Origin of the sequence: Nitratidesulfovibrio sp. (assembly GCF_040373385.1) — a bacterium.
GTDB lineage: Bacteria > Desulfobacterota > Desulfovibrionia > Desulfovibrionales > Desulfovibrionaceae > Cupidesulfovibrio.
In genome coordinates this window covers 615,560-641,084 of the sequence record NZ_JBDXXH010000001.1, presented here as the reverse complement: position 1 = coordinate 641,084, position 25,525 = coordinate 615,560, and the positions used below count along the sequence as shown (strand labels likewise).

General features: G+C 69.1%; 24 protein-coding genes. 10 read left to right on the top strand and 14 right to left on the bottom strand.

Features of this window, described 5'->3' with window-relative positions; genetic code table 11:
• Nucleotides 1–71: 71 nt before the first annotated feature.
• The 3 genes from queD to queC form a co-directional block, all read right to left on the bottom strand.
• Nucleotides 72–440 (bottom strand): 6-carboxytetrahydropterin synthase QueD, encoded by a 369-nt coding sequence (queD, locus tag ABWO17_RS02675; RefSeq protein WP_353115782.1) that lies wholly within the window; start codon nt 438–440, stop codon nt 72–74.
• Between the two features lie 139 nt (nt 441–579).
• Nucleotides 580–1,284 carry a 7-carboxy-7-deazaguanine synthase gene (queE, locus tag ABWO17_RS02670; RefSeq protein WP_353115780.1) on the bottom strand — a complete coding sequence of 235 codons (705 nt, stop codon included), beginning with the start codon at nt 1,282–1,284 and terminating at the stop codon, nt 580–582.
• Nucleotides 1,284–2,003, bottom strand: coding sequence for a 7-cyano-7-deazaguanine synthase QueC (gene queC, locus ABWO17_RS02665; protein ID WP_353115778.1), 720 nt, complete (start codon nt 2,001–2,003; stop codon nt 1,284–1,286). The genes queE and queC overlap by 1 nt, the downstream gene beginning before the upstream one ends.
• A gap of 691 nt (nt 2,004–2,694) precedes the next feature.
• Here queC and ABWO17_RS02660 point away from each other — a divergent pair.
• From ABWO17_RS02660 to ABWO17_RS02650, 3 genes are all read left to right on the top strand, one after another.
• A complete protein-coding gene (locus ABWO17_RS02660) occupies nt 2,695–3,873 on the top strand; it encodes an FAD-dependent oxidoreductase (protein ID WP_353115776.1) in 1,179 nt (392 codons plus the stop codon).
• 3 nt (nt 3,874–3,876) lie between these two features.
• Nucleotides 3,877–4,803 (top strand): succinate dehydrogenase/fumarate reductase iron-sulfur subunit, encoded by a 927-nt coding sequence (locus tag ABWO17_RS02655; protein ID WP_353115774.1) that lies wholly within the window; start codon nt 3,877–3,879, stop codon nt 4,801–4,803.
• A 224-nt stretch (nt 4,804–5,027) separates the two neighbouring features.
• Nucleotides 5,028–5,543, top strand: a complete 516-nt coding sequence (locus ABWO17_RS02650) for a YbaK/EbsC family protein (protein WP_353115772.1) — start codon at nt 5,028–5,030, stop codon at nt 5,541–5,543.
• A gap of 67 nt (nt 5,544–5,610) precedes the next feature.
• On the opposite strand, the gene ABWO17_RS02645 is transcribed toward ABWO17_RS02650, so the two are convergent.
• A complete protein-coding gene (locus ABWO17_RS02645) occupies nt 5,611–6,306 on the bottom strand; it encodes a LuxR C-terminal-related transcriptional regulator (RefSeq protein WP_353115770.1) in 696 nt (231 codons plus the stop codon).
• Nucleotides 6,307–6,795: 489 nt separating this feature from the next.
• On the opposite strand from ABWO17_RS02645, the gene ABWO17_RS02640 reads away from it, so the two are divergent.
• From ABWO17_RS02640 to ABWO17_RS02630, 3 genes are all read left to right on the top strand, one after another.
• On the top strand, nt 6,796–7,062 hold the full coding sequence (locus ABWO17_RS02640) for a phage regulatory CII family protein (RefSeq protein ID WP_353115768.1): 267 nt from the start codon (nt 6,796–6,798) through the stop codon (nt 7,060–7,062).
• A 285-nt stretch (nt 7,063–7,347) separates the two neighbouring features.
• Nucleotides 7,348–8,850, top strand: coding sequence for a response regulator (locus ABWO17_RS02635; RefSeq protein ID WP_353115766.1), 1,503 nt, complete (start codon nt 7,348–7,350; stop codon nt 8,848–8,850).
• Nucleotides 8,840–10,087, top strand: a complete 1,248-nt coding sequence (locus ABWO17_RS02630; protein ID WP_353115764.1) for a pseudouridine synthase family protein — start codon at nt 8,840–8,842, stop codon at nt 10,085–10,087. The genes ABWO17_RS02635 and ABWO17_RS02630 overlap by 11 nt, the downstream gene beginning before the upstream one ends.
• Nucleotides 10,088–10,253: 166 nt before the next feature.
• On the opposite strand, the gene ABWO17_RS02625 is transcribed toward ABWO17_RS02630, so the two are convergent.
• The 10 genes from ABWO17_RS02625 to ABWO17_RS02580 form a co-directional block, all read right to left on the bottom strand.
• Nucleotides 10,254–10,955: a DUF2062 domain-containing protein gene (locus ABWO17_RS02625; RefSeq protein WP_353115762.1), complete on the bottom strand. Its 702-nt coding sequence runs from the start codon at nt 10,953–10,955 to the stop codon at nt 10,254–10,256.
• Between the two features lie 158 nt (nt 10,956–11,113).
• The gene (recJ, locus tag ABWO17_RS02620; protein WP_353115760.1) at nt 11,114–12,829 is read right to left on the bottom strand and encodes a single-stranded-DNA-specific exonuclease RecJ; all 1,716 of its coding nucleotides are present in this window, start codon (nt 12,827–12,829) and stop codon (nt 11,114–11,116) included.
• A 212-nt stretch (nt 12,830–13,041) separates the two neighbouring features.
• Nucleotides 13,042–14,025 carry an HDOD domain-containing protein gene (locus ABWO17_RS02615; protein ID WP_353115758.1) on the bottom strand — a complete coding sequence of 328 codons (984 nt, stop codon included), beginning with the start codon at nt 14,023–14,025 and terminating at the stop codon, nt 13,042–13,044.
• Nucleotides 14,022–14,918 (bottom strand): tetratricopeptide repeat protein, encoded by an 897-nt coding sequence (locus tag ABWO17_RS02610; protein ID WP_353115756.1) that lies wholly within the window; start codon nt 14,916–14,918, stop codon nt 14,022–14,024. The genes ABWO17_RS02615 and ABWO17_RS02610 overlap by 4 nt, the downstream gene beginning before the upstream one ends.
• A 302-nt stretch (nt 14,919–15,220) precedes the next feature.
• The gene (gene pyrF, locus ABWO17_RS02605) at nt 15,221–15,976 is read right to left on the bottom strand and encodes an orotidine-5'-phosphate decarboxylase (RefSeq protein WP_353115754.1); all 756 of its coding nucleotides are present in this window, start codon (nt 15,974–15,976) and stop codon (nt 15,221–15,223) included.
• Nucleotides 15,977–15,981: 5 nt separating this feature from the next.
• Nucleotides 15,982–16,611: a guanylate kinase gene (gmk, locus tag ABWO17_RS02600; protein WP_353115752.1), complete on the bottom strand. Its 630-nt coding sequence runs from the start codon at nt 16,609–16,611 to the stop codon at nt 15,982–15,984.
• Nucleotides 16,611–16,877 (bottom strand): DUF370 domain-containing protein, encoded by a 267-nt coding sequence (locus ABWO17_RS02595; protein WP_353115750.1) that lies wholly within the window; start codon nt 16,875–16,877, stop codon nt 16,611–16,613. Before ABWO17_RS02595 ends, gmk begins: the two co-directional genes overlap by 1 nt.
• 156 nt (nt 16,878–17,033) lie before the next feature.
• On the bottom strand, nt 17,034–17,915 hold the full coding sequence (locus ABWO17_RS02590; RefSeq protein WP_353115748.1) for a YicC/YloC family endoribonuclease: 882 nt from the start codon (nt 17,913–17,915) through the stop codon (nt 17,034–17,036).
• Between the two features lie 283 nt (nt 17,916–18,198).
• Entirely contained in the window at nt 18,199–21,255 is a 3,057-nt protein-coding gene (locus tag ABWO17_RS02585; protein ID WP_353115746.1) for a PAS domain-containing protein, read from the bottom strand.
• A 254-nt stretch (nt 21,256–21,509) separates the two neighbouring features.
• Complete coding sequence (locus ABWO17_RS02580; RefSeq protein WP_353115744.1) at nt 21,510–22,160, bottom strand: DedA family protein; 651 nt, start codon at nt 22,158–22,160, stop codon at nt 21,510–21,512.
• Between the two features lie 528 nt (nt 22,161–22,688).
• On the opposite strand from ABWO17_RS02580, the gene ABWO17_RS02575 reads away from it, so the two are divergent.
• From ABWO17_RS02575 to ABWO17_RS02560, 4 genes are all read left to right on the top strand, one after another.
• A complete protein-coding gene (locus tag ABWO17_RS02575) occupies nt 22,689–23,135 on the top strand; it encodes a flavodoxin (RefSeq protein ID WP_035066055.1) in 447 nt (148 codons plus the stop codon).
• Between the two features lie 103 nt (nt 23,136–23,238).
• Entirely contained in the window at nt 23,239–23,445 is a 207-nt protein-coding gene (locus tag ABWO17_RS02570) for a hypothetical protein (RefSeq protein WP_353115742.1), read from the top strand.
• A gap of 668 nt (nt 23,446–24,113) precedes the next feature.
• Nucleotides 24,114–24,770, top strand: a complete 657-nt coding sequence (locus ABWO17_RS02565; protein ID WP_353115740.1) for a hypothetical protein — start codon at nt 24,114–24,116, stop codon at nt 24,768–24,770.
• A gap of 418 nt (nt 24,771–25,188) precedes the next feature.
• Nucleotides 25,189–25,449 carry a hypothetical protein gene (locus ABWO17_RS02560; protein ID WP_353115738.1) on the top strand — a complete coding sequence of 87 codons (261 nt, stop codon included), beginning with the start codon at nt 25,189–25,191 and terminating at the stop codon, nt 25,447–25,449.
• Nucleotides 25,450–25,525 lie beyond the last annotated feature (76 nt).

The following is a 25,525-nucleotide window of genomic DNA, read 5'->3' as shown; positions in this document are numbered from 1 at the left end:
GGGCACCCCACGGGGTGCCCCTTTGTGCGTCCATCCTTTCCGCGTTGGCGGGAGCCTCTGGCCCCGGCGGGCTACACGGCCCCGCCTTCCCCTTCGTACACCGCCCCGGAAGTGGGGCTTTCGCGCACCACCAGGCGGCACAGCTGCGGCAGGCCGGGCTTCAGTTCGCGCCACAGCCAGCGGGCGATGCATTCGCTGGTGGGATTCTCCAGACCGGGGATGTCGTTGAGATAGGCATGGTCCAGCCGGTCAAGGACCGGTTTCGCCAGCCGCTTCAGATCGCCGAAATCCATCACCCAGCCGGTATCGCCGCCCACGGGGCCGCGCGCGTGCACTTCCACGGTAAAGGTGTGCCCATGCAGGTTGCCGCACTTGTGCCCCTGCGGCACGCACGGCAGCCGGTGCGCCGCGTCGAAGGTAAGCGTCACGAAAATGTCCATCCGTCCTGCCTGTGTGTCAGCCGTGTGGGCACGGCGTGGTGTCAAGGTGATGCAGCCCGGCGCGGACGTCCGGGCATGTCCCGGATCATGTCCAGACCGCACGGGGTGTCGGGGGCGTTCACGCCATGGGGTAAGGCATCTAGCGGATGCCCAGAAACTTGTGCACCTGCAATCCCAACCGCCAGCGCGGATGTTCCAGACAATAGCGCACGCAGGCGGCAACGTGATCCGCGCCCCCGGCAGTGCCGTCCGCCCCGTGCCCCGCGTCGTCGCGCGGTTGCAGGATGAAGTGGCGAAAGGCCAGTCCCGCGAAGTCGGCGGGGTCCACGCCGTGCTGTGGCCAGACCAGCTTCAGTTCGTCCCCCTGCGTCACGGCAAGGCGCGTGCCCGCCTTGGGGCTGACGGTCACCCAGTCCAGCCCTGCGGGCAGGGGCAGGGTGCCGTTGGTCTCTACCCCGCACTGGCAGCCACGCGCGTGCAGGGCATCCAGCAGGTCCGTGGTCAGTTGCAGGGCGGGTTCGCCGCCGGTGAACACCACATAGGGCCGCCAGCCGTTCCCGTCCAGAGGGGTCGGGGTATCCAGGGAATCCGGAGGGGCCAGGGGATACGGAAAAACGGCAAGGATGGCAGCGGCCAGCGCCTGCGCATCCTCGAACACGCCCCCGCCGGAGCCGTCGGTGCCCGTGAAGTCGGTATCGCAGAACCGGCACGCGGCATCCGTCCGGTCCTGCTCGCGCCCGGTCCACAGGTTGCAACCGGAAAAACGGCAGAACACGGCGGCGCGCCCGGCGTGCACGCCCTCGCCTTGCAGCGAGTGAAAGATTTCCTTGACCCGGTAGCCCATCAGCACCCGCCGCCGGAACAGCTGCGCAGGTAGTCGGCCCAGCCCTGGCGGCGCAGGTCGCAGGCCGGACAGTCGCCGCAGCCGTAGCCCCACGGGTGGCGGGTGGTGCGCACGCCCTTGTAGCAGGTGTGGGTATGTTCCAGCACCACCTCGACAAAGGCGTCGCCGCCCACCTGCCGGGCCAGTTCCCACGTGGCCCCCTTGGTCAGCCACATCAGCGGGGTATGCAGCACGAAGCGCGACTCCATGCCCAGGTTCAGGGCCACCTGCATGGCCTTGATGGTGTCGTCGCGGCAATCTGGGTAGCCGGAATAGTCGGTCTCGCACACACCGATGATGATGTGCCGGATGCCCTGCCGGTAGGCATGGGCCGCCGCCGCCGTCAGGAACACCAGGTTGCGCCCCGGCACGAAGGTGGTGGGCAGCCCGTTGCGGCCCATCTCTATGGCCACGTCGTGGGTCAGCGCGGTGCGGCCCAGTTCGCGGAACAGGGCCAGTTCCACGGTAGTGTCGTCGGTCAGGCGCTCGTTCCAGCCCGCGGACAGGCGGCGCACCTCGTCCATCAGGCGCAGGCGGCAGTCCATTTCCACGGTGTGGCGCTGTCCGTAATGAAAGCCGATGGTGGACACCTGGCCAAAGCGTTCCAGCGCCCAGCCCAGGCACGTTGCGGAATCCTGCCCGCCGGACAGGACCACGAGGGCGGTTTCTTTGCTATGCATGGCGGCTCCTTGCGATAGACGGGCAACCGGTTGCGCGGATGCGGACGATGGGCGGCAGGCGGACGCACACAGGCCAGGCAGGCCTTCGGTTCGCCCGGCGTGCCGACACCCTGACGGCGGCGCCCCCCGGCACCACCGCACCGATACCGGACCGTCGCGTGGGAAGCACTCTGGCTACCCCGCCCGCCCCCGCTTGTAAAGCGCCGGAGCACCACGCCGGGCGGGCCGCGTCACGCCGCATCGGGGCCTGCCCGCGTCACGCCGCGTCGGGGCTGTCCGCGTCACGCCGCGTCGGGGCTGTCCGCGTCGCCCCCCGCAACCGCGCCCCCTGCCGACAACGTCATGGCGCACTCCTCCCCCATGCCCATGGTGCCGGGGCATGCGTGCCCCGCGACAAGGCCTGGCCGGCCCCGCCAGACCCGCCGCACGCCTCGGCATCCCCCGGCTTCCGCCTGTGCCCCGATTTATTCCGCCAAGCATGCCCGCGCACTGTACCATCGCCCCGCATTCGTGCTAGGGGGAAGCATGGTCCGGCGTCCAAGGCCCGGCATCAGGAGCGCGGGCGGGGGGCATGCCTGCACCGCACGCATGCCGGTTCGCCGGACGCCCCCTTCGGTATCCGCCCGATTTCGGCACGACCGGAAGATTTCGGCGCCATCGGGGGCGGCAGCATACCCACAGCGGAGCACGCATGGTACACATCGCCATCATCGGGGGGGGCGGCACGGCCGCAGCCCTTGCACACGACCTGATTCTGCGCGGCTTTTCCGTGGCCATCTACGAACGGGGCGAATTCTTCAGCGGGGCCACGGGCCGCCATCACGGGCTGCTGCACAGCGGCGCCCGCTACGCGGTGCACGACCCCGAGGCCGCGCGCGAATGCATCGAGGAAAACATGATCCTGCGCCGTCTGGTGCCGCAGGCCATGGAACAGAATGACGGCCTGTTCGTGGCCCTGGACGACGAGGACATGGCCTACCGCCAGCGGCTGAAGGACGCCTGCGCGGCATCGGGAATTCCCACGCGCGACTACACGCCCGAACAGGCCCGCAGGATGGAACCCGGCCTGACCGACACGGTGCTGGCGGCCATGCAGGTGCCGGACGCCACCTTCGACGCGTGGCGGCTGGCCCTGCCCTTTCTGGCCACGGCGCGCGCGGGCGGGGCCACGGTCCACAATTTCACAGAGGTCGTGGACATCGACGTGCAGGGCGGCGCGGTGCGCGGCCTGCGCCTGCGCACCCTGACGGAAGACGCCCACGGCGCGCGGGGCCGCGAATGGTCCGCCCCCGCCGACATGGTGGTCAACGCCGCCGGGGCCTGGGCGGGCAAGGTGGCGGCACTGGCGGGGGTGCACGTGCCCATCCAGCCGGGACCGGGGGTGCTGGTGGCCGTGGAGGGCCGGGTGACCAACATGGTCATCAACCGCATGCGCAAGGCCAGCGAAGGCGACATCATCGTGCCGCAGCGCCGCCTTTCGGTGCTGGGCACCTCCATGTGGCTCACCGAAGACCCCGACCACCTGGACATTCCGCCCGAACACGTGGCGCGCATGGTGCGCCTGTGCTCGGAAATGGTGCCCGCCTGCGCCGGTGCGCCCATCCGCTCGGCATGGTCCGCCGCGCGCCCGCTCATCGGCAACGCCGATGCCGCGCGCCCGCAGGAGATCAGCCGGACCTTCGACTGCTACGACCACGGCACGCGCGACAACGTATCCGGGCTGCTGTCCATCATCGGCGGCAAGGGCATGACCCTGCGCGCCATGGCCGAAAAGACCGCCGACATCATCTGCCGCCTTACCGGGCATGACGCGCCCTGCCGCACGCGCGAAACGCCCCTGCTGCCCGCGCGGGCCTACTACAGGAGCTGACCCATGAGCGACGCCGAAAAGACCGCGCCCGAATCGCCGGATGCCGCCACCTCCGCGTCTTCGGCTTCCCCCTCCTCTCCCCCCTCCCCCGCCCCCAAGCCGCAGCAGGCGCGCACGCTCACGGTGCGGGTGCAGCGCAGCGGCCCCGACGGGGCCAACGCCCGCTTCGACGATTTCCGGCTGACGGTGCGGCCCGAGGATTCCGTGCTCGACGTGCTGGACCGCCTCCGCGTGGAGTCAGACCCAACGCTGGTCTACCGCCATTCGTGCCACCATTCCAGTTGCGGCACCTGCGCCATGCGCATCAACGGGCGCGAACGGCTGGCCTGCATCACCCGCATGCTGGCCCTGGGCACCGACGTGGTGACCCTGGAGCCCTTGCGCTCGCTGCCCGTGCTGGGCGACCTGATGGTGGACATGCGCCCCATGTTCGCCCACATCGAACCGGACTGGGGCTACGTGCGCCCGGTGGAAAAGGCGTCCACCGGGGTGCCGCACGGGGTGGCGCGCTACACCCGGCTGGAGAACTGTATCGAATGCGGGGCGTGCATGTCGGCCTGCCCGGTCACCAACGGCACCGACGACATGCCGCCTGCCACGTCCCAGGCCGTGCACCACGCCGCACACCTGCCCGCGCCCCACGCCGCGCCCCTGTCCACGCCCCTGTCCATGGATGACCCAGACGCTCCCCCCAGGCATGAATCCCCCGCAGAACCCGCGTTCATGGGGCCAGCCCCGCTGGCCGCGCTGAACCGCGAACTGGCCCGCCACCCCGAACGGCGCGAGGAACTGCTGCACATCGGCAAGGGGCCGCACGGCGAACGCCACTGCCGACGCCACCTGGCGTGCAGCCGGGCCTGCCCCAGCGGGGTTTACCCGGCCAAGGACATCATGGACATCCGCATGATGCACGGGGGCGGCAAGGACTGAGGATACATGCAGGGGCGGTCCGCAGGGCCGCCCCTATCGTCTGGTTCCCCTATCGTCTGGTTCCCCAGTCGTTGGCGCCCCGGCCTGCCGTCGCGCCACCTGGCCTGCCGCCGCAACCGGCAATGAACAGGGCAAGCCCGGAGTTACCGGACTTGCCCTGCCCGTCTCCATGGGCTATCCCCCCACCGAGAAACATCTTTCGCTGGACAGGTCCAGGAGGCACCATGGACGACACATCCCTTTCCCCCAGCGCGCGCCGCGTGCAGGACTGGCTGGACCAGGCCGTGCGCGAGGCAAGCGACGGATACAGCGCGCCGCGCTTCGTGGTGCGCGAACTGCCCGACTCCACCCGCACCGCCCAGGAAGCTGCCGACGCCGTGGGCTGCACCGTGGCCCAGATAGCCAAGTCGCTGATATTCAAGGGCAAGCAGAGCGGGCGCGGCTGGCTGATCATCGCCAGCGGGGCCAACCGGGTGGACGAAAAACGCGCCGCCGCGCTGGCGGGTGAACCGCTGGGCCGCGCCGACGCCGACTTCGTGCGCCAGGCCACCGGCTACGCCATCGGCGGCGTGCCCCCGGTGGCCCACGCCACCCCGGTGGGCTGCCTGATCGACGCGGACCTGCTGGCCCTGCCCGACATCTGGGCGGCGGCGGGCACCCCGCACGCGGTATTCCCCCTGACGCCGGACGACCTGGTGCGGCTGACCGGCGGCACCGTGGGCCATGTGCGCAAGGAATAGCCACGTACCTCGGCCCTGACGGGCCGGGCACGAAAACGCGTGCGCCGCGCCCGGCTCGGCACCCGGCTCAGCCCAACCCCAATCGTTCGCCACGCGGTCGTGGCCGCAGCGCAAAACCGCGCGCCTCTGCCCAGGCCCTGGCATCGGCCTGCGAATGCAGCGAAAGCTTGCGGAACAGGTTGGCGCGGTGTTTTTCCACGGTCCTGTCGCTGACCACCAGCAGCCCGGCTATCTCACGGTTGCGGTATCCTTCGGCCACCAGGTGCAGCACCTCGCGCTCGCGCGGGGTCAGCAGGGCCAGGGTGTCACGCTTCTGCTCCGCCGGTTGCGCCCCGGCGGTGCTGCGCCTGTCGCGCAGCACCTCGCGCGCGGCCCACGGCGAAAGCCACCCCCCACCCGCCAGCACCGCGCGCACCGCAAGCCGCACCTCGTCGGCGCTGGCTTCCGGCAGCAGATAGCCGTCGGCCCCCGCCTCCAGCGCGGGGCGCAGCATGGCCGGGTCATCGCCGCCGATGGCCAGTACCTTCCGGGCCGGATGGCGCCGCTTGAGCATCCGCATCACGCACACCCCGTCCAGCAGGGGCAGCCCGCACTCGATGACGGCCAGTTCCGCCCCCAGCCGCTCGCACCCTTCCAGCGCGGCGCGCCCGTCCGACGCCTCGCCGCACACGCGCACCCCGTCCAGCCCGCGCAGCAGCACCTTCAACCCTTCGCGCATCAACGGCTGATGCGCGGCAATGAACACGTTGCGCCCACTCTCCATGCTTCACCCTTATTCCCCGCCGCAACTCGCCGCCGCGCCGGGGCCTGACCCGATGTTCGCGGGGCATCGCCCGCGCCGTGTCCCCCATGCCTGCCCCTTCCGCCCCCTTGCGCCCAGCCGACCCGTGCCAGGCCGTGACTGCCTGCGCCGCGTTGCCGCCGCCTGCCGGGCGATACGCCCGTGCCCTTGCGCCGGAAGGCACCAGGCGATTCCGGTGCGCGGCACAACGCGGCCCACATCCGCACCATGCAGCACCCAGCGACCAAACAAGCGCAAAACCCCTACCCGATGCAGTGCCACCCTACATCGATTCAGGGGGACACTACCATGAAAATACTGCCACGCTCAACGCCCAAAATACCGTATCATCAGCTTTACACCCACCCGGCTTCATGGTTTCTGCGATACCATGGTCCAGTGCCCTCCGCGCGCCGCCAACGAACAGGTGGGCGCGCCGGTTTCCAGCCACCGCAGGCAGGAGGTAGCGCCATGCGCAGAAGCGTGACCAGCATCACCCAGAACGCCGTGCTCGCCGCGCGGCGGTCCAAATGGGTTGCCCAACAGATCGGCAAACCCTACCCCACCATGATGCGAGAACTGAACCCACACGATCACAGCGCCAAGCTGGGCGCGGATACCCTGCTGGAAATCATGCGGGTAACCCGCGACGTGGCCGCGCTGGAGTACATGGCCCAGGAAATGGGATATCAGCTCGCGCCGCGCCAGACGGATGCCACAGGCAGCGAGCAGTCCTGATGATGCGGGCGGCCGCGCATGCCCGGCCGCCCGCATCGGTTCATGCCTGCCCCGGCTCTTCCCGGCATTTGCGCGGGTACGCCCGTGCGCTGGCGCGCGCTCAGGCCACGGCACTCTGTAATTGCCCGGCCATCCGTACTGCCTGATGCACGTCTGGCCCTGCCGTTCGGGTCCAGCCGTTCGGGCCCTTCGCGGGTGCTTGCAAATCCGTGCGAAATGACGCACCCTGCCACTGCCGTTCCTCCCCCGGGGGATCGACAAGCCAGCACGCCCGCACGGAGCACCATGACGCATCCGCTCATCCTCATCGTCGAGGACAGCCGCGCCAGCGCAGACGAACTGCGCACGCGCATCGCCGAACTTCTCGGTTTTTCCGTGCTCACGGCGGGCACGTGCGCCGAGGCCGTCCGCATCATGGACGAACAGGGGCCCAACCTGTTCCTCGCCATCCTCGACCTTACCCTGCCCGACGCCCCCGACGGCGAGGTGGTGGACCAGGCGCGCGCCCGCAAGGTGCCTTCGCTGGTGTTCACCTCGCGCCTTGATGACACCACGCGCCGCTACATCCTTTCCAAGGACGTCATCGACTACATCATCAAGGACGAGCACGCCGTGGACAACGTGGTGCGCGCCGTTGACCGGCTGCACCGCAACCGCGTGGCCAAGATCCTGGTGGTGGACGATTCGCCCTCCATGCGCACCTTCATGAAGGAAGAGCTGCGCCGCTACATGTTCCAGGTGTACGAGGCATCGGGCGGCCCCACGGCCCTGCGTGTGCTGGAACGCAACCCGGACGTGATGCTGGTGATCACCGACTTCATGATGCCCGACATGGACGGGGTGGAGCTGACCCGCCGCATCCGCGAACGTTACCCGCGCGAAACGCTGGCCATCATGGGGGTTTCGGTCCACGCGGAACGCCCGCTTACCGTGGAATTCATCAAGAACGGCGCCGACGATTTCATCACCAAACCCTTCCTGCGCGAGGAACTGTACTGCCGCGTGCTCCAGAACGTGGAAACGGTGGAGCGCGCCCGCACCCTGGTGGAACTGAACGACGTCAAGAACCGCTTCCTCGGCATGGCCGCGCACGATCTGCGCAACCCCATCAACGGCATCCGGGGCTTCAGCCGCCTGCTGCTGGATGGGGTGCTGGGACCGCTGACCGATGACCAGCGCAGCGTGCTGGGCACCATGCACCAGGCCAGCAACGAGATGCTCCAACTGGTCAACGACCTGCTGGACGTCACCGTCATCGAAAGTGGCCGACTGGACCTTGTGCTGCACCCCGGCGACCTGGCGGTGCTGGCTGCGGAGCGGCTGTCCTTTGCCTCGCTGGCGGCGGGCGCCAAGAACATCCGCATCGACAAGCAGTTCGAGCACGCCCAGTGCATGTTCGACCCGCGCCGCATGGCCCAGGTGTTCGACAACCTGCTGAGCAACGCGGTAAAGTTCACCCCGCCGCAAACGCGCATACGCGTGGCGGTGCGCGTGGACGGCACGGAAGCGGTGTTCGAGGTGGCGGACGAAGGCCCCGGCATCCTGCCCGAAGAGCGCGAGCGCATGTTCCGGTCGTTCGAAAAGCTCAGCGCCCGCCCCACGGCGGGCGAGGCCAGCACCGGCCTTGGGCTGACCATCGTCAAGCGTATCGTCACCGCGCATGGTGGCCGGGTGTGGGTGGAAAGCGAACCCGGCAGCGGGGCCACCTTCCGGGTGGCCGTGCCGCTGCGCGTGGGCGCCCTGTCCACGGCGGAACGGGCGCTGGCGGCCCCCTCCGGTGAACGCTGAGGCAAACACCGGGGCGGCATGCATCGCGCCGGAAGACGACGGCACACGGCTTGATGCCGCCCTGGCCCGCCTGCTGCCCCTCCTGCTGTCCCAGACACTGCCCCAGCCGCACCAGTCCCCGGACTCTCCCCCCCGTAGCCCCGGCCTGCTTCCGCCCGACGCGGGTGTGCGCGCGCGCCGTCGCCTGTGGCTGACCCACGCCGTGCTGCTGGACGGACGCCCCGCCAAGCCGGGCACGCAGGTTCGGGCCGGGCAACGGGTGGAGGTGCGCCCGCTGCATGCACTGCGCGGCACGATGCCCGGCCCCCTTCCGAATGCCGGGCCGAATGGCGGGCCGGATAGCCAACAGGACATCGCGCCAAACTTCTCGCCGGGCAGCACGCCCGACGGCGATGCCGCCGGAAATGCCGACGTTGCGCCGCGCGTGCTGACCGAGGCCCACGGGCTGGTGGCCCTGTACAAGCCCGGCGGGCTGCATTCCGCCGCCATAGCGGGCAGCGCCGCCCCCTGCGTTGAAGCGTTGTTGCCCGCCCTGCTCCGCCTGCCCGATCTGCCCGGCATGGAAGGCGCCACGGGTTTCCCGCGCCTGCTCAACCGGCTGGACGGCCCCACTTCGGGCATACTGCTGGCCGCGCGCACCCCGCAGGCCGCCGACCTCTTCCACGCTGCCGAAAATTCCGGACAGGCGACCAAGACCTATCTTGCGCTGGTGCACGGCATACTGGCCCAGGCAGTGACGGTGCGCCGCGCCCTGGACACGGCCAACCGGGCCACCACCCGCGTCCTGCCGCAGGATACGCCCGATTCGCTACGCCATACCGTGGTCACTCCGCTGGGCGTCCTGAATATCGCGGCACCCGCGGAGGGTTCGCCGAATGCGGACGATACTGCCCGGCACGACACCGCCATGCCCGTCGCTCCCGGCACCCCGTGCACACTGGTACGCTGCGTCATCCGCAAGGGCGCGCGGCACCAGATTCGCGCCCACCTCGCCGCGCTGGGGCACCCCATCGTGGGCGATACGCGCTACGGTGCCCCTGAAGGCACCATCACCGCCGCTCCCCTGCCGCAGGACGCGCCGCAGGCCGCACGCCCCCTGCCCGCAACCACACTGTTCCTGCACCATGCCCGCATCGAACTGCCGGACTTTCAGGCAGCCTGCCCGCCGCCGTGGCTGCATCTGCTGCCCCCGGAACTGCAAGAGGCGGCACGCACCGCGTACCGCCCCGCTTCCTGAGTCCGCCCGCCCGATATTCGTCAGGCAACGCCCGCCTGTGGTCCGCCAACGGTCCGCCAACCGCCCGCCAGCCGATCACCAGCGCCCGCCTTTCGCCTGACCGCACGCCACCGGGCGGCGGCCTGACCACACCCCATGCCATCGCCATTGGCGTGCAGCCGCCGTGCTACCCGTGCCCGCCACGCCCGCCGCGCCCACCGCTACGATCACTCGCCCCCTTGCCGCCATGGGCGGCATCATCCGGTTCGCAGTCGTCCCCGTCTTCGGACGGCGCGCAGCCTGCCTGCACGGGCGGAGCATTGCTGGCCCCGGAGCGCCAGCGCACCCGGCGCTGCTGGTACGCAGCCACCATGCGATAGGCCGCCACGTAGGCCAGCACCCCGGCCAACGCACCGAACACCACCCCACCCGCGCACAGCACCAGATACACGTCCCAGCCCATGGCCAGCAGCGAAGTGAGGTTGGCCACGTCTTCCGGCAAGGCCACATGCATGTTCGGCAGCAGGAACGAGCCGATGGCGAAAAAAATGGCGTACAGCGGGCCGAAGGTGACCGGATTGGAATACAGCGTGGCGATGACCGCCGCCGTGGGGCTGGCCCGCAGCAGCCAGGCCACCACGCCCGCCAGCAGCATCTGCGAAGGAATCAGCGGAATGGACCCGATGAGCATGCCAAGGCCCACGCCCAGCGCGATGCGATGCGGCGTGGAAGGCAGCCGTACCAGCCGCAGCCGGTGCAACCGCACGGCCCGCCACAGGCGTTCCGGCGCGGAACGCCCGTTGCGGCACGGACCAGGCGCGCCGTTTCCGGGGCTGTCTGCGTCCGATGATGGCGGGCCGCCATCCTGCGGGTGCGTGCTGTCGTCCATGGGTGGCTCCGGCGAACTGCGGCGGCGCGTCATCAGAAGCTCCGCATGGTTACGATAGCCGCGCGCGCGGCCAAGAGCAACGGCTGCGGGCAAACACTGCGGGCCGCGTCTGTTGACCGGCCCCATGGCCGGACCGAACCGGAATCGGTGTCCGTCTCTTACTCCCGCTTCCAGTCCTTGATGCGCAAATCCACCGACGCCGCGCCGTTGTAGCGGTCGATGCGCGGGGTGTAGGCCAGACGCACCCGCGTACCGCGCAGGCTGTCCGGAAACTGGCCGGATTGGCGCCACGCCTTGGCCCGCAGGGTGATGCCGCAACTTTCGTCGGTCAGTTGCAGTTCCACGTGGTCGCGCGTGGGGCCAAAGCGGCGCAGGTCGCGCACCAGCACCGGGGGCGAGACAAACACCGGCTCTGCGTTGCCCGTGCCGAACGGCTGGAGCATTTCCAGTTCCTTCAGCAGGGTGAAATCGCCCGCCAGGGCAAAGCCCAGTTCGCCATCCAGCTTCAGGCGCGGGGTAAGCGGGGTGTCGCCCAGATCCGCCCGCACCACGGCGTCGAACCGCTCGCGCAGGGTCTCCACGTGGCTGGCGGCCATGCTCATGCCCGCCGCCTGATGGTGCCCCCCGAACGAGGTGAACAGGTCGGCGCAACGGGTCAGCCCGGCGTGCAGGTCGAATTCCGCCACCGAACGGCCCGACCCCTTCATGGATTCGCCGTCGCGGCTCAAGATCAGCGTGGGCCGGTAGAATTCATCCACGATGCGCGAGGCCACGATGCCGATGACGCCGGGGTGCCAGTCCTCGCCGTGCAGCACAAGGCCCATGCGGTCCAGTTGCCCTTCGGCCTGTTTTTTCGCGGCGTCGAGGATGCGGTCTTCCTCCGCCCGGCGCCGGGCGTTTTCCGCGTCCAGTTCCTGGGCCAGCCGGGCCGCCTCGGCGTGGTCGTCGGTCAGCAGCAGTTGCAGGGCCAGTTCCGCCTTGCCCATGCGCCCTGCCGCGTTGATGCGCGGCGCAAGGCCGAACACCACCTGCCCCGCGCCGATGGCCGCCGACGGGTTGTACCCGCTCACGGTCTTCAGCGCGGCCATGCCGGGGCGGCGGGCCTCTGCTATCTTCAGCAGGCCGTTCTTGACCAGGATGCGGTTCTGCCCGTGCAGGTTCACCACGTCGGCCAGCGTGCCCAGCGCCACCAGATCGAGAAAGTCGCGCATGTCGGCCTTCTTGCCGGTGCGCTCGGACAGGGCCGCGTTCACCGCCGCCATGACCAGAAAGCTTACCCCCACCCCGGCCAGGGCCGGGCACGGGCATTCCGCCAGGCGCGGGTTGCAGATGGCGTGGGCATCGGGCAGGTCATCGGGCGGCATGTGGTGGTCGGACACCACCACCGTCATGCCCAGTTCGCGCGCCCGGCGCACCGGCTCCACGTCCGAGATGCCGCAGTCCACGGTCAGCAGCAGGCGCACGCCCTGCGCCGCCAGCCGCTCCACCCACGCCACGTTCAGGCCGTAGCCTTCCTCGCGCCGGTCCGGAATGTGGTGCGCCGCCTCGATGCCGTGGCGGGCAAGCACCCCCTTGACCAGTGCCGAAGATGTCACCCCGTCCACGTCATAGTCGCCCCACACGGCAAAGGGCAGCCCGGCCAGCAGGCCCTCGGCCAGGGTGTTGGCCGCCTGCTCCAGCCCCGGCCACTGGGCCAGCGGGGCCAGATGCCGCAGGTTGGGCGAAAGGTACAGGGCCATGTCGTCCACGGACCCCACCCCGCGCCGCCACAGCAGCCGCACGATGAGTTCCGATACTTCCAGCCGCTCTGCCCAAGCCGCGAACGGCGGCGTTGCCGCCTCCGGCTCCGGGCGGAATATCCAGTTGCGTGTCACGCATGCTCCGGGAAAAAAAGACTGTGCAGAAAAGATCAGGTCGGGAAAGGGCACTGTTGTAATGGGCATTGGCTGACCCGGCGCATTCCGCGCGGTGCCGGGGGCTTTCTCCAAGGCAGGATTTTCGTCCGCTGGCAAGGAGAACGAACCCGCCACGCTCGCACCCCTCTGGCCGGAAGCGCGCGAGCGAAAAGACGGTCTGAAGAACGCCCTCACGCCAGTTGCGACACGAACTGCCCTATCCGCTCGCCTTCGAGCAGGGTTTCGATTTCCGCCATGAAGGCGGCCACGTCAACCCCCAGCGAGCGGGCCGCGTCGTCCAGCCCCTGCGGAATCAGCACATCGTCAGGCAATCCGCCGGGCAGGCTGCCGGGCAGGCCATCCGCATCCTTTTCCGCCAGCCGTTCGCGCAGGCGTAGCGCGGCATCGGACACGTACACCACCAGCGCGGCGCGCTGATACTCGCCCGCCAGATGCGGGGCATGGTGCCAGTTGATGGGTTCCGTCAGGGCCATGGGCAAATCCCAGAACGACAGCAGGCGCGCCCCCACCACCCCGTGGTCCAGCCCCAGCAACAGTTCCTCCGCGTCGGAATCCATGAGTTTCTCATCTCTGGCCAACTGGCGGATGGCCGCCCAGTCGTCCGGACGGTAGGCGGCGATGAGCAACTTGCCAAGGTCGTGCAGCAATCCGGCGGTATAGCAGGTTTCCGCGTCGCAGCCCGGCACCCGGCGGGCCAGCAGGCGACACCCGGCGGCCACGGAAAGCTGATGTCCCCAGTATTCGCGCAGGTCGAACGCGGCGGGCAGGCGCGAACGGTCGATCATGCGCGAAACGCCCAACGCCAGCACCAGCGCGCGGATTTCGGCCATGCCCAGAACGGCAACGGCCCGCTGGACGGAGGTCACCTCCGACTGCAGGCCGTAATAGGCGGAATTGGCAAGGGACAACACGCGAGTGGCAAGCCCCTGCGCCTTGTTGAGCACCCCGGCCACGGCGGACAGGGGGGCCATGGAATCGTCGCGGGTGGAGTCGAACAGTTCGCGCAGCAGGCCGGGGTCGTAGGGCAGTTCCGGGGGGTGGCGCAGCAGTTCGTCCAGCAGCGCATGGGCCGCGCCCAGGCCACCGGTTCCGGCAGGTCCGGTTCGGGCAGGGTCGGGGGGGGCGCCGCCCGAACCGCCACCGGCGGGGCTCACGACCCGCCTCCGCCCGTGTCGGCCGACGCCGGGGCCTTGCCGCCCCCGGCGATGCGGGCCAGCATCTCGCGCACGGCGTCCTGCTGTTCGGCGGGCACCAGCTTCTTGGCCTGCAACCATTGCAGGAACTTGATGCCCGCGTCGATGGCGGGGTTGATTTCCAGCGCCTTCAGCACGTGTTCCACCGTGCCGGTGAAGTTCTTCTTCTCCAGCATGGCGCGGGCCATGTTCAGGTGCAGGTTCTCGTCCTTGCGGGTCAGTTCCAGGGCGCGCGAGTAGTAGGAGACGGCCTGGTCGAACATCTGGTTCTTGCGCAGGTTGATGCCGAATTCGTTGAAGAGGTGCTTGTGCTCCTCGTCAAAGGCGGCCTCCAGCTTCACCAGGCGCTCGAAAATGTCGTCGGCCTTGCCCGTTTCGCCGCGCGAAAGATAGGTCAGCCCCAGCCCGAAGTTGGCGCGCACGTTTTCGTCGTCCACCTGCAGGGCATTGCCGTACTCGTATTCGGCGCTGAAGGTCTCGCCCTTCTGGCGGTGACGGTCGGCGCGGGCCACGGTCTTGTTCAGCTCGCGCATGCGCGGAAAGACGGTCTGGACGTAGAATTCCGGCTCCGGCGCGAACTTTTCCAGCAGTTCGTCCATGGTTATGCGCCGCTTGGGCCCCGAGGGAACATAGTTGTTGTTCAGGGGCTGGACCTCGACATCGCCCGCCTCGGTCTCTTCGGCGTACCAGAAGCCTTTCTGGATGGTCTTGCGGGTGGTGGTGCCGGTGCCCACCTTCTGCACGTCCTGCGTCGAGAACACACCCTTGATGCGTTCCCTGCCGCGCTGGCTGCCCTGTGGAGCATGCGCCGTCGGGGCGGTGGAAATCGGGTCGTCGCGGGTCACGTCGGTCATCTGAAGCCTCCAGCAAGGGGGGGCATGTCTGGCATCGCCCGGTTATCCGGAACGGGTTCATGCCGGGCGCGGCAGGCCGACCGCGCCGCGCGCGACCGTACCAACCATCATTATCCCCTTTTTCTCACATATCGGCAACAACCGCCATGCCTTGAGGTCGCGTGCCCCCATGCGCCGCCAAACCCCCGCCCGCGCCGTGCTTCGTTCGCTGGCCAGCCCGAATGTGTGCAAGCCGGATGTGTGCAGGCCGAATGTGTGCTGGCCAGACGCGTGCAGGCCAGACGCGTTCCGCCCCAACAGCATCAGGCCCCAAGCATCTCCGCCAGGATGCCCCGCACCGCATCGGCCGGGCCATTGGGGCCTGCCGCGCCGGTCACCGGGCGGCCCACCACCAGATAGTCGGAACCGGCCCGCACGGCTTCTGCAGGGGTCATCACCCGGCGCTGGTCATCGCCGCCGGAACCGCCCCCATGCTGATGAGAAGGGGGCGCGGCAGGCCGGATGCCCGGCGTCAGGCAAACGAAATCGCGCCCGCAGCGCTGCTTGATGCCGTGCGCTTCATGCCCCGAACAGACCACGCCGCCCAGGCCCCAGTCCCGGCCGCATACGGCCAGGCGAGCCGCCTCGGCAGAAGGGTCCGCGCCGCCGGGCAACTCGCCCGGCGCCACGCTGGTCAGCACGGTGACGCCCAGCAGGATCGGGGCCACCCCGTGCCCGCGCACCGCCGCACCCTCCGCCAGCCCCTCCACCGCCGCGCGGCACATGCGTTCGCCGCCGGAAAGGTGGATGTTGCACATGTCCACCCCGGTGGCCACGGCGGATCGCACCGCCCCCCGCACCGTGTTGGGAATGTCGTGGAACTTCAGGTCCAGGAACACGGGAAAGCCCATGTCCTTCAACCGCGCCACCACCTCCGGTCCGCTGGCGGTGAACAGTTCAAGCCCCACCTTCATCCACAGGCGGCCCCCGGCGTCTTCCGCCACGCCGCGCAGCGTGCGGGCCGTGGCCAGGGCCGCGTCCATGGCCGGGTAATCCAGGGCAATGACCAACTCGGCCATGCGGCTCACCTTCCTTCCCGCCACCCCTCCATGAGCCCCCCCACAAGGTCGGGGCTGCACGAGGGCGACAGCGTGGCGGCGATGTACGCGGCCCGCAGTTCGTCGTAGGCGACGTCCAGGTCTTCGTTGACGATCCAGGCGTTGAACCAGTGGGCCTGGTCCAGTTCCTTGGCGGCGTTGGCCAGGCGGCGCTGGATGGTGGGCTCGTCGTCGGTGCCGCGCGCGCGCAGGCGGCGTTCCAGCTCCGCCCGCGAGGGCGGCATGATGAACACGTAGCACCCCTGGCGCAGGCTGCCGCGCAACTGGCTTGCGCCCTGCACGTCGATGTCGAAGATCACGTCGCGCCCTTCGCGCAGCATGTCCAGGGTGGCTTGCAGCGGCGTGCCGTAGAAGTTGCCGTGCACCTCGGCCCATTCGGCGAAAAAGCCTTCGTCGCGCAGGCGGGTGAATTCGGCCACCGCGACGAAATGGTAGTCGCGGCCATGCACTTCGCCCGTGCGGGGCTGGCGGGTGGTGTAGGAAATGGAGTAGGCGAAGCGGGAAAATTCCGCGAGCAGGCGTTTGGTCAGGGTCGTCTTGCCGGTGCCCGAGGGGGCACACAGCACCAGCACGATGCCGGAGCGTTGGCGGGCCATCAGTCGGCGTCCTCCTGCGTGTAGCGTTGCCCCACGGTTTCAGCCTGGATGGCCGAAAGGATGACGTGGTTCGAATCGGTGATGATGATGGAGCGGGTCTTGCGGCCTTGCGTGGCATCCACCAGCCGCCCCTCCTGCCGCGCGTCCTCGCGCAGGCGGCGCATGGGCGACGACGATGGGTTGACGATGGCCACCACGCGCGTGGCCACGACGAAGTTGCCGAAGCCTACGTTGATGAGCTTTTGCGATGACGGTTTCTGCTGCATGGCGTTCCGGCGTGCCCCGTTGCCTCATGCCCGCGCGGCGTCCCGGCGATGCGGCCTGCCCGATGCGCCCCGATGAGGGCGGGCGCGGCCCGATCAGGTCGGACACGCCCGATCAGGTCGGACACATGTGGCCGGACGCGGGCGGGCACGGGCTGGCTATTCGATGTTCTGCACCTGCTCGCGGCACTTTTCCAGTTCGTTCTTGAAATCCACCACCAGGCGCGAAATCTGCGCGTCCTGAATCTTGTTGCCGCAGGTGTTGATCTCGCGGAAGCATTCCTGAAGCGTGAAGTCCAGGCGCTTGCCCGCGTCGCCGCCCTGGTCCATGAGTTCGCGCAGCCGGTCCAGATGGGCGCGCAGGCGGGTCAGTTCCTCGCTCACGTCCAGTTTGTCGGCCAGCAGGGTGATCTCCTGCAGGAAGCGCCCTTCGTCCAGTTCGCTCCCGGCGCGCTCCAGCAGTTCGGACAAGCGGTCGCGCACGTTCTGGAAGCGCTCTTCCTTGATGTCCGGGGCGCGTTCCTCGATGCGGGCCACCCATTCGTCCATGCGGATGATGCGCGAGGTCATGTCCATGGCCAAGGCCTTGGCCTCGCGGGCGCGCGACTCGTTCCAGTCGGCCAGCGCGGCGGCAAGGCCCGATTCCAGCCCGGCCAGCAGTTCCTCGTCCTGTTCCGCGCCCGCGTCTTCCCACAAAAAGGACAGTCCGAGCATGCGGTTGTAGTCGGGGCTGTAGGCATCGCCGCGCGCGGCGGCGAAAGACGCCAGGGTGTCCAGCATGGCCGCGGCCTGGGTTTCGTTGAAGCCCACCACGCCCAGGTCGCCCCGGCGCAGTTGCAGCCCCAGGGTGATGTCCACCCGGCCCCGGGTGGCGAACTTGCGCACCACCTTTTCGAAGCGCGGTTCAAGGTTGCGCACGAAAACGGGAAGCCGCCACTTCATGTCGAGGTGGCGGCCATTCACGCTGCGCACTTCCCACGTCTGCGTCCAGTCGGCGTCTTCAAGGAAGCTGCGTCCGAAACCGGTCATGCTTCTGAGCATAGAAATCTCCTGCGGTTGCGCCCCGCGCGGCGGGCCGTGGCGCCGAAAGGCGGCGGGGGGACGGCGGCTGGGGCGGGGCGGACGGGAAGGTCGGGAAAGTCGGAAAAGTCGGGGCGCGGCGTGCGCCCGGCGTGGCCCCCGAAGTACGCGAAAGCGCGGCTTGGCGCAACCGCGTGCGGCGCACGCCGGGAACAAGACGGAAGAAACGGAAGGACGTGCCGGGGAAGAGCGCGCGGCCAACTCGGCCCGAAAGGGGGTGCCGGAACGCTGGCTGGAAACACCCCTAGTTGGCCAGCCGCTGCAACACCCGGCGCAACACGTCGCGCTCCAGGGGCTTGGCGATATAGTCGTCCATGCCCGACGCCAGGAACCGCTCGCGGTCGCCGCGCAGGGCATGGGCGGTCAGGGCCACGATGGGCGGACGTGCCCGGCCCGTGCTGCGAGCCCCATCGTTGATGCGCCGGGCGGCCTCCGTGCCGTCCATGCCGGGCATCTGGATGTCCATGAGGATGACGTCGTAGTCCCCCTCGCCCGCCGCGCGCACCGCATCGGCCCCGTTCTCCACGCATATCGCGCTGTGGCCTTCGCGCTCCAGCATGCGCTGCACGGTAAGCCGGTTGATCAGGTCGTCTTCCGCCACCAGCACCCGCAACGCCCGCAACGCAAAGGACGCCGCAGCCGTGGCCGCGCGGGATTCCGAAGACGGGGGGGACACGGAACCATCGTTGACAGTGCCGTCATGCAGCCCGTCGGGTTCCCCGTCAGCCGCCCCGCCGTCCGTTCCGTTGGCGGCCTCCACCTTGGGCAGCGGCAGGCAGACATGCACCGAGGTGCCCACGCCCTCTTCGCTCTCCATGGTCATGGTGCCCCCCATGCGCGCGACCAGGCGGCGCACGATGCCAAGCCCCAGCCCGGCCCCCTGGTAACGCCGGGTGGATGAACCATCCACCTGCGCGAAGGGCTCGCAGACCACGGCCAGTTTTTCTTCCGGAATGCCGATGCCCGTGTCGCGCACGGTGAACAGCAGCCTGTCGCCGCCCACGGGGCAGGCCAGAATGTCCACCCCGCCCTGATGGGTGAACTTCACCCCGTTGGCCACCAGGTTGTACAGCACCTGACGCAGCCGCGCCGCGTCGCCGCGCACCCGCCGGGGCAGCGCATCGGCGATGAGCCCCAGCGCCAGCCCGCGCCGCCGCGCCGCCGGGTCCACCATGTCGGCCACCTGGCGCAGCACTGCCGCCGGGTCGAAAGGTTCGTCCCGCAGCCCCGATTCGCCCGCGCCCAGCGCGGAAAGGTCCAGCAGGTCGTCGATGATGCGCAGGAGGGCATGGCCCGATTCCACCGCCGTGCGCAGGTAGCCGCGCCGCTCGTCGCTCAGGTCCGGACCGTCCAGCAATTGCAGCATGCCCAGCACCCCGTTGAGGGGGGTGCGCAGCTCGTGGCTCATGTTGGCCAGAAATTCGTCCTTGGAACGGCTGGCCGCCTCGGCCGCATCCTTGGCCCGCCGCAGCGAAACCATGGCCCGCCGCCGCGCGATGTGTTCCCACATGCCATGCATGAACAGATCCAACTGGCGGCGGTCGGCCCGTTCGTAGGGCAGATCCTTGTTGGCCACGCCCGCCACGGCCACCAGCCGCCCCTCTTCCTGCACGGGCACGGCCAAGTGCCGCCACAGTGAAATGCCGCCCACGCGGTGGGCCGGTTCCTCGCCAGGCACACCAGGCTCACCAGTGCCACCAGCCGGGACTCCGTTGCGGACTTCCGGCTGACCGGTGCGCGCCACCTCGGACCACGGCCCCGCCACTACGGCCCTGCCGTCCGCCCTGCCGTCGGCCCCGCCGTCCGCCCGACCTTCCGGGAACGCTCCGGGGGGGGCGGTGACCACCCCCGGCTGCGTCACCAGATGCGACCACAGCACGCCATCCGCCGTCACCCGACCGCCATCCACCAGGGCAAGGTAGCCCAGCTCGCTGCCGGTCAGGCGCACGGCCTGCTCCAGCGCAAAGCGCATGATCGACCGTTCGGGCGCGGCATCCATGCGCGACAGGCGGTGCAGGGCCGACAACCGCGCCGCGCTCAGCCTGCGCTCGCGCCGGGCGTTGCGGCGTTCGGTGACGTCTGCGGCAATGATGGCGAACTGGCGTTCACGCACCCGGTAGACGGTCATCTCCAGCCACTTGCCCAGATTGCGGGAATAACGTTCCGTGTGCAGCGGCTCGCCGGTCAGGGCCACCCGGCCCAGCACCGCGATCCACGCCGGGTCCTGCGGGCCGAACACCTCGCTGCCCGTGCGCCCCAGCACGTCTTCGGCCTGGCGGCCAGCCATGGCCTCGAAGGCCGGGTTCACCGTCAGAAACCGGAAATCCACAGGCCGCCCGTCGTCGTCCAGCAGTATCTCGTGCACGGCAAAGCTGGTGATCAGCTTGCGGAACAACGTGCGAAAATCATGCTCGGTAGCGCGCTGGCGGGTCACGTCGCGCAGCAGGCTGAGCACCGAGGCAACCCCCCCGTCTGCCCCCAACTCGGGCACCAGCCGCCAGTCGAACAGCACCCGCCCGGCGGGACCGTGAAACACGTAGTCGGCCTGAACAGGGCGGCCCGATTCCAGAACCCCGCGCAACTGCCGCGCCCAGAAGTCCGCAACCTGCGGGGCAAGGCCCAGTTCCGCAACCCCACGCCCCATGAGCGTTTCCGGCGGCCCCAGATAGGGCGTGACGGCGGCGTTCACGTAGGTCAGGCGCAGGTCGCCGCCAAAGCGCAAGACGATGTCCGGGGTGTTTTCCACCAGGGCGCGGTACTTTTCCTCCCCGGCGGCAAGGTTGGCCAGGGCCATGTAGCGTTCGGTGACGTCCTCGTAGATCAGCAGCAGGTCGCCCGAATCGGCGCGGCTGATGAAGTAGTGACGCCAGCAGCCGCGTATCTCGTCGCTGTAGAGGAAGGAGGGAAGATGCTCGGCAATGCCGCTGCGCCAGGCACGGGCCAGGGCCTCGCGCAGGGTGGCGGCCACCGGGGCGGGCAGCAGGCCGGACAGCAGGCTGTCGACACATTCCGCGCGGGTCAAACCGCTCAGCCGTTCGCCTGCGGGGTTGATGTCCAGCAGGATGAAATCGGCGCAGTCGTCTCCATGGGCATGCACGGGGCGCAACACCATCACGCCCGCATTCATGTTGCGGAATACGCCGCGAAACAGTTCGGCGTCGCGCCGCAACTGATCCACGAGACCAGCAGTCAGCCCGTCTGGCCCGGCCTGCCCACTCTGCCGTGTCTTATGGTCGTGCAGTTCCGACGGCTCCGCGTCTTCCGGACATTCGCGGCTGTCCGCGTCATTTCCACCCTGCATTGCAACGGCCCCTTGCATCCTGCCGCGCGCGATCCCCCCCGGAACCGGCGCAGCCATATCCGACGCTGTCACACTACTCCAACGCTGTATGGCGTCAACGGAAAACCCGCACCAGGACGATGCGGGACCGTATCGTCGTCGCGGGTATGCCGCGCAACAGGCCAGAACCACGACGAGCGCCGCACCCTGCCCATGCAGGCAGGATGCGGCGTAAAAAAGTAAGCACTCGCTTACCTATAAAGTGCCCGATACCGTCACCGCTCGCGGCGCAACATGGACCGGACGTACTCCACCACGATGGGCAGCACGGACACAACGATGATGCCGTAGATGACCAGGCTGAAATTGCGCTGCACCAACGGCATGTTGCCCAGAAAGTAGCCCGCCGTCACCAGCAGGCCCACCCACAACAGGGCTCCGCCCGCGTTGAACAACAGAAAGCGCCGGGCGTCCATGGCCGCCACCCCCGCCACGAAGGGTGCAAAGGTGCGCACCACCGGCACGAAGCGGGCCAGCACGATGGCCTTGCCGCCGTGACGCTCGTAGAATTCGTGCGCCCGGTACAGGTGCTGGCGGTTGAGCAGGCGGTAGTTCTTCTCGAACACCGGCGGACCGATGTACCGCCCGATGCGATAGTTTACCGCGTCTCCCGTGACGGCGGCGGCCAGCAGCGTGAACGCCAGGGGGAAATACTCCAGGTGCCCGGCCCCGGCGATGGTACCCGCCGCGAAGAGCAGTGAATCGCCGGGCAGGAAGGGCGTGACCACCAGCCCCGTCTCGCAGAACACGATCAGGAACAGGATGGCATAGGTGTACGCGCCCCAGTTCGAGACCAGTTCGAACAGGTGCCTGTCCACATGCAGCAGAAAGGAGACGAAGGTGGAAAAAAGGCCCAGGATATCCACGAAAGGCTCCGGTGCCGGTGCTGCCGGCGCGGTTGCGGTCTGGCATGGGCCGCGGAAGTGCGGCCCCGCCTCTCTACGCCACGCCGCCCCGTCACGCAAGGATGCGGCCCGGTATGGTCCGGTATGGCCCGGTATGGCACTGTATGACCCGTCATGCCGCGCTCAGGGCCGCGCTGCCTGCCCCCACCTGGCAGGGGACTCGGGAAAGACGCCGGACCTGCCCCCCCTTGGACCGCCCGATCTTTTTCACGGCATGTTGTGCTTTTTTCTTGAAAAGGATTTTCATTTTCACTATGGTCACCTCAACGAACAACCGCCAACGACGCCCTACACATGCCCACATCACTCCCACGCCTTCCAGCCTCCGGCCTTTCCCGTCCGTCCCGGCCTTGCAACCCGGGACGGACGGGGAATGCCACCCCTGGTGCACGCCCCGCCCGCTCCACGGACCTTGGGGAACAGTGTAGTCGGGCCGCCTGACGGGTGGCCGCGACACGAACACCGACACCATCCATCCGGAGGATTCCCATGGCCAACGTGCTCATCGTCTACGGTTCCACCACCGGCAACACCGCCTGGGTCGCCGAAACCGTCGGCCGCGACATCGCCGAGGCTGGTCACAGCGTCGAAATCCGCGACGCGGGCCAGGTAGAGGCGGAAGGGCTGTGCGAGGGCCGCGACCTCGTGCTGTTCGGCTGCTCCACCTGGGGCGACGACGAAATCGAACTGCAAGACGACTTCATCCACCTGTACGAATCGCTGGAAGCCACGGGTGCGGGCAAGGGCCGCGCGGCCTGCTTCGGCTGCGGCGACAGCAGCTACACCTACTTCTGCGGCGCGGTGGATGCCATCGAAGAGCGCCTGTCCGGCCTTGGCGCGGACATCGTGGCGGATTCGCTGAAGATCGATGGCGACCCGCGCACCATGCGCGACGACGTCGCCGCCTGGGCCGGACGCGTGGCGGCTGCCCTGTAGGGCTGCGCACACCCCGCCCGACACCCGGCTGTTGTCCCGCCCGTCACCATGCCCGGCGGGACCAGCGCGCCCCTTGCATCGCAACCCCTCGGAGGACCATGCCATGACCCTTGCCTGCTCCATCGGTTCCGGTCGCGTGGTGGCCCGGCGCTTCGCCGGTTCACTGCGCCGCCTCATCACCAGTGACGACCGCAGGGAACACGATCTTGCCCTGGCGACGCGACCCGGCCTTGACGACGCCGACCACGCCCACGGGGCGGACGAGGCACCCCGGTCCTCCGTTGCCGCTGCGGGTCGCCCCGGCGCCTGACGCAACACGCCCGGCACAAAGCGCGGGCTGCCCCAACACGAGCAACCCGACACGAGCGACCCGGCACGGGGCGGCGGACATGCCATCCCCCCGTGTACGACACCAGTACATGACCGAGCCGGGCGGGCGCCTGACCGCACCGCCCGGCACCGGAGCCACGCCATGAAAGACCTTGCCCTGCTTATCACCGCCGCCCTGCTGCTGGAAATCACCGTAGCCACCCTGCTGATGCGCTGAACCGCTCCGGCAGGCGTCAACCTTGCCTGCCCGCGCACCGCAGGGCCATGCCCGCAGGCCGAAACATGACCGACCGGCGGCTTTCCTGCCGGTTGCCGGCCCTTCCCTTCCCTTCCCTTCCCTGCTTTGCCTTGCCTGTTCCGGGGCACGCCTTGTCGGTGCGTCATGACCCGGAACACAGCCACCATGCCCACCCCGTTAACCGTTGGCACCCGCCGACGGATTTCGCTGTTGCCCCCGCTCCCCCCGCTGCCTTTGCCAGCCACGCCAACCACGTTAGCTTCTTTACATTTCTTAACCGAATCACGGGTTGAGCTGCGCCGGATGCGGACGATAGCATTTTCATGCACCGACCGTGAGCGTCACGGGGATGCGGCGGCGATCCGCGCCTGCCGAAGCCCCTGGCGTGGCCGGTTATCCAGGAGATGGAAATGCTGCCAGCCACCGTCCGTACCGGGACCTGCGTGGCCCTGCTGCTGGCGGGCATGGCCCTTGCCGCCGTGACCGCCCGTGCCGTGGGGCCGCTGCATGCCGCCTTCCGGTCCGAGTCCGGGCCCGGCTTCGGGCCGCCGCCCCCGCCGCCTTTCATCATGGGCCTTCCCCCGATGCCGCCTGACATCCAGTACGGCGCACCTCCCCCGCCCGCACCGCCCACGGCGGAACAGCGTTCGGTGCTCCGCGACATTCGCGCCGTGTTCGCCGCGCGCATCGATGCGTTGCGCCAGGAGCAGTACGCCGCCTGGGCCGCGCTGGAGGCCGCGCTGACCCGCGCCACGCCCGATCCGGAAGAAACCGCCCGCAGCGCCAGCGCCCTGCGCGATGTAACCGTGAAGCAACAGGACCTGGCCATCGAAATGCGCCAGCGCATCATACGGGAAACGGGCATCCGCACGCCCCTGCCCGGCCACCTGCCCCCGCCGCCGCCTTCGGGCATGATGGGGCGCGCCGCTCCCCCGCCACCCGGCGGGGCTGCCGCCGACATGCTGCACGGCCCCATGCCCGGTTCAGGCGCCGTCCCGCCTTCCGACGCGCCCACCACCGGGGCGGAGGGCACGTCGCCGCATCATCCCGCTCCTCCCCCGGCATAAGGCCCGGCACACATTTGCCGTCCGGCCACCGTGGTCCCACCGTGCGGGACCATGCGCCGGATACGGCCAAGGCGCGGCGTTCCGATGGTCGGAACGCCGCGCCCCATTTCCGCCCCCCATTTTCCGGGTCCACGTTACCCGGCGCGCGCGCCGGGCGCGGTACCCCGGCCCCATTCACCCGGTGCTCACGTTTTTGTGATTCCGGAACTTTTCCGCTTGCCTTCCCCCCCTGTCCCGCCTATTCTCGCTCCCATCCTGCCGGGTGACGCTTCGCAAGATTGCAGTATCACTCGCAGGACAGGCCGCAGCCGCCCCATACGCCACGCCCGCATGACGCGGCGCAGTCCCGGGGCGGACGGCATCATGGAAGACATGGCACCGCCATGATCCTGGCTTCGACATCGTACACAGGTACCGCATGACCGCCAGCACCGAACACCGCCCCGCAACGCGGCCCACCATGGCCGCCGCGCCCAATGCCCCCCTTCGTCCGGCGCAGGACCCCGCCGACGCGGGCCGGGGATCGGTTTCGGCTTCCGTGGCCCTTTCCGCCCCGTGTGCCAAACGCACCGTGGCCGCTTCGCCCCGCCAGCCCCTGGCCGCCACCCCTGAAGTATTCCTGGCGCCCCGTTCCACCGGGGCGTTTTTTTACTTCTATTACTTTTGCCGGACAGCTTAGGCGGGCGTCTCGCATGGCATGCATGGCCGGGCGCACCGCAGGTGCACCCGGCTTTTTTCATGCCGCGCGGCGACCA

What these genes read in the sequence shown, in the direction of transcription:
- queD (WP_353115782.1), bottom strand. Translation starts at nt 440, where the DNA reads ATGGACATTTTCGTGACGCTTACCTTCGACGCGGCGCACCGGCTGCCG.
- queE (WP_353115780.1), bottom strand. Translation starts at nt 1,284, where the DNA reads ATGGGCTACCGGGTCAAGGAAATCTTTCACTCGCTGCAAGGCGAGGGC.
- queC (WP_353115778.1), bottom strand. Translation starts at nt 2,003, where the DNA reads ATGCATAGCAAAGAAACCGCCCTCGTGGTCCTGTCCGGCGGGCAGGAT.
- ABWO17_RS02660 (WP_353115776.1), top strand. Translation starts at nt 2,695, where the DNA reads ATGGTACACATCGCCATCATCGGGGGGGGCGGCACGGCCGCAGCCCTT.
- ABWO17_RS02655 (WP_353115774.1), top strand. Translation starts at nt 3,877, where the DNA reads ATGAGCGACGCCGAAAAGACCGCGCCCGAATCGCCGGATGCCGCCACC.
- ABWO17_RS02650 (WP_353115772.1), top strand. Translation starts at nt 5,028, where the DNA reads ATGGACGACACATCCCTTTCCCCCAGCGCGCGCCGCGTGCAGGACTGG.
- ABWO17_RS02645 (WP_353115770.1), bottom strand. Translation starts at nt 6,306, where the DNA reads ATGGAGAGTGGGCGCAACGTGTTCATTGCCGCGCATCAGCCGTTGATG.
- ABWO17_RS02640 (WP_353115768.1), top strand. Translation starts at nt 6,796, where the DNA reads ATGCGCAGAAGCGTGACCAGCATCACCCAGAACGCCGTGCTCGCCGCG.
- ABWO17_RS02635 (WP_353115766.1), top strand. Translation starts at nt 7,348, where the DNA reads ATGACGCATCCGCTCATCCTCATCGTCGAGGACAGCCGCGCCAGCGCA.
- ABWO17_RS02625 (WP_353115762.1), bottom strand. Translation starts at nt 10,955, where the DNA reads ATGGACGACAGCACGCACCCGCAGGATGGCGGCCCGCCATCATCGGAC.
- ABWO17_RS02610 (WP_353115756.1), bottom strand. Translation starts at nt 14,918, where the DNA reads ATGACCGACGTGACCCGCGACGACCCGATTTCCACCGCCCCGACGGCG.
- pyrF (WP_353115754.1), bottom strand. Translation starts at nt 15,976, where the DNA reads ATGGCCGAGTTGGTCATTGCCCTGGATTACCCGGCCATGGACGCGGCC.
- gmk (WP_353115752.1), bottom strand. Translation starts at nt 16,611, where the DNA reads ATGGCCCGCCAACGCTCCGGCATCGTGCTGGTGCTGTGTGCCCCCTCG.
- ABWO17_RS02595 (WP_353115750.1), bottom strand. Translation starts at nt 16,877, where the DNA reads ATGCAGCAGAAACCGTCATCGCAAAAGCTCATCAACGTAGGCTTCGGC.
- ABWO17_RS02590 (WP_353115748.1), bottom strand. Translation starts at nt 17,915, where the DNA reads ATGCTCAGAAGCATGACCGGTTTCGGACGCAGCTTCCTTGAAGACGCC.
- ABWO17_RS02585 (WP_353115746.1), bottom strand. Translation starts at nt 21,255, where the DNA reads ATGCAGGGTGGAAATGACGCGGACAGCCGCGAATGTCCGGAAGACGCG.
- ABWO17_RS02575 (WP_035066055.1), top strand. Translation starts at nt 22,689, where the DNA reads ATGGCCAACGTGCTCATCGTCTACGGTTCCACCACCGGCAACACCGCC.
- ABWO17_RS02570 (WP_353115742.1), top strand. Translation starts at nt 23,239, where the DNA reads ATGACCCTTGCCTGCTCCATCGGTTCCGGTCGCGTGGTGGCCCGGCGC.
- ABWO17_RS02565 (WP_353115740.1), top strand. Translation starts at nt 24,114, where the DNA reads ATGCTGCCAGCCACCGTCCGTACCGGGACCTGCGTGGCCCTGCTGCTG.
- ABWO17_RS02560 (WP_353115738.1), top strand. Translation starts at nt 25,189, where the DNA reads ATGACCGCCAGCACCGAACACCGCCCCGCAACGCGGCCCACCATGGCC.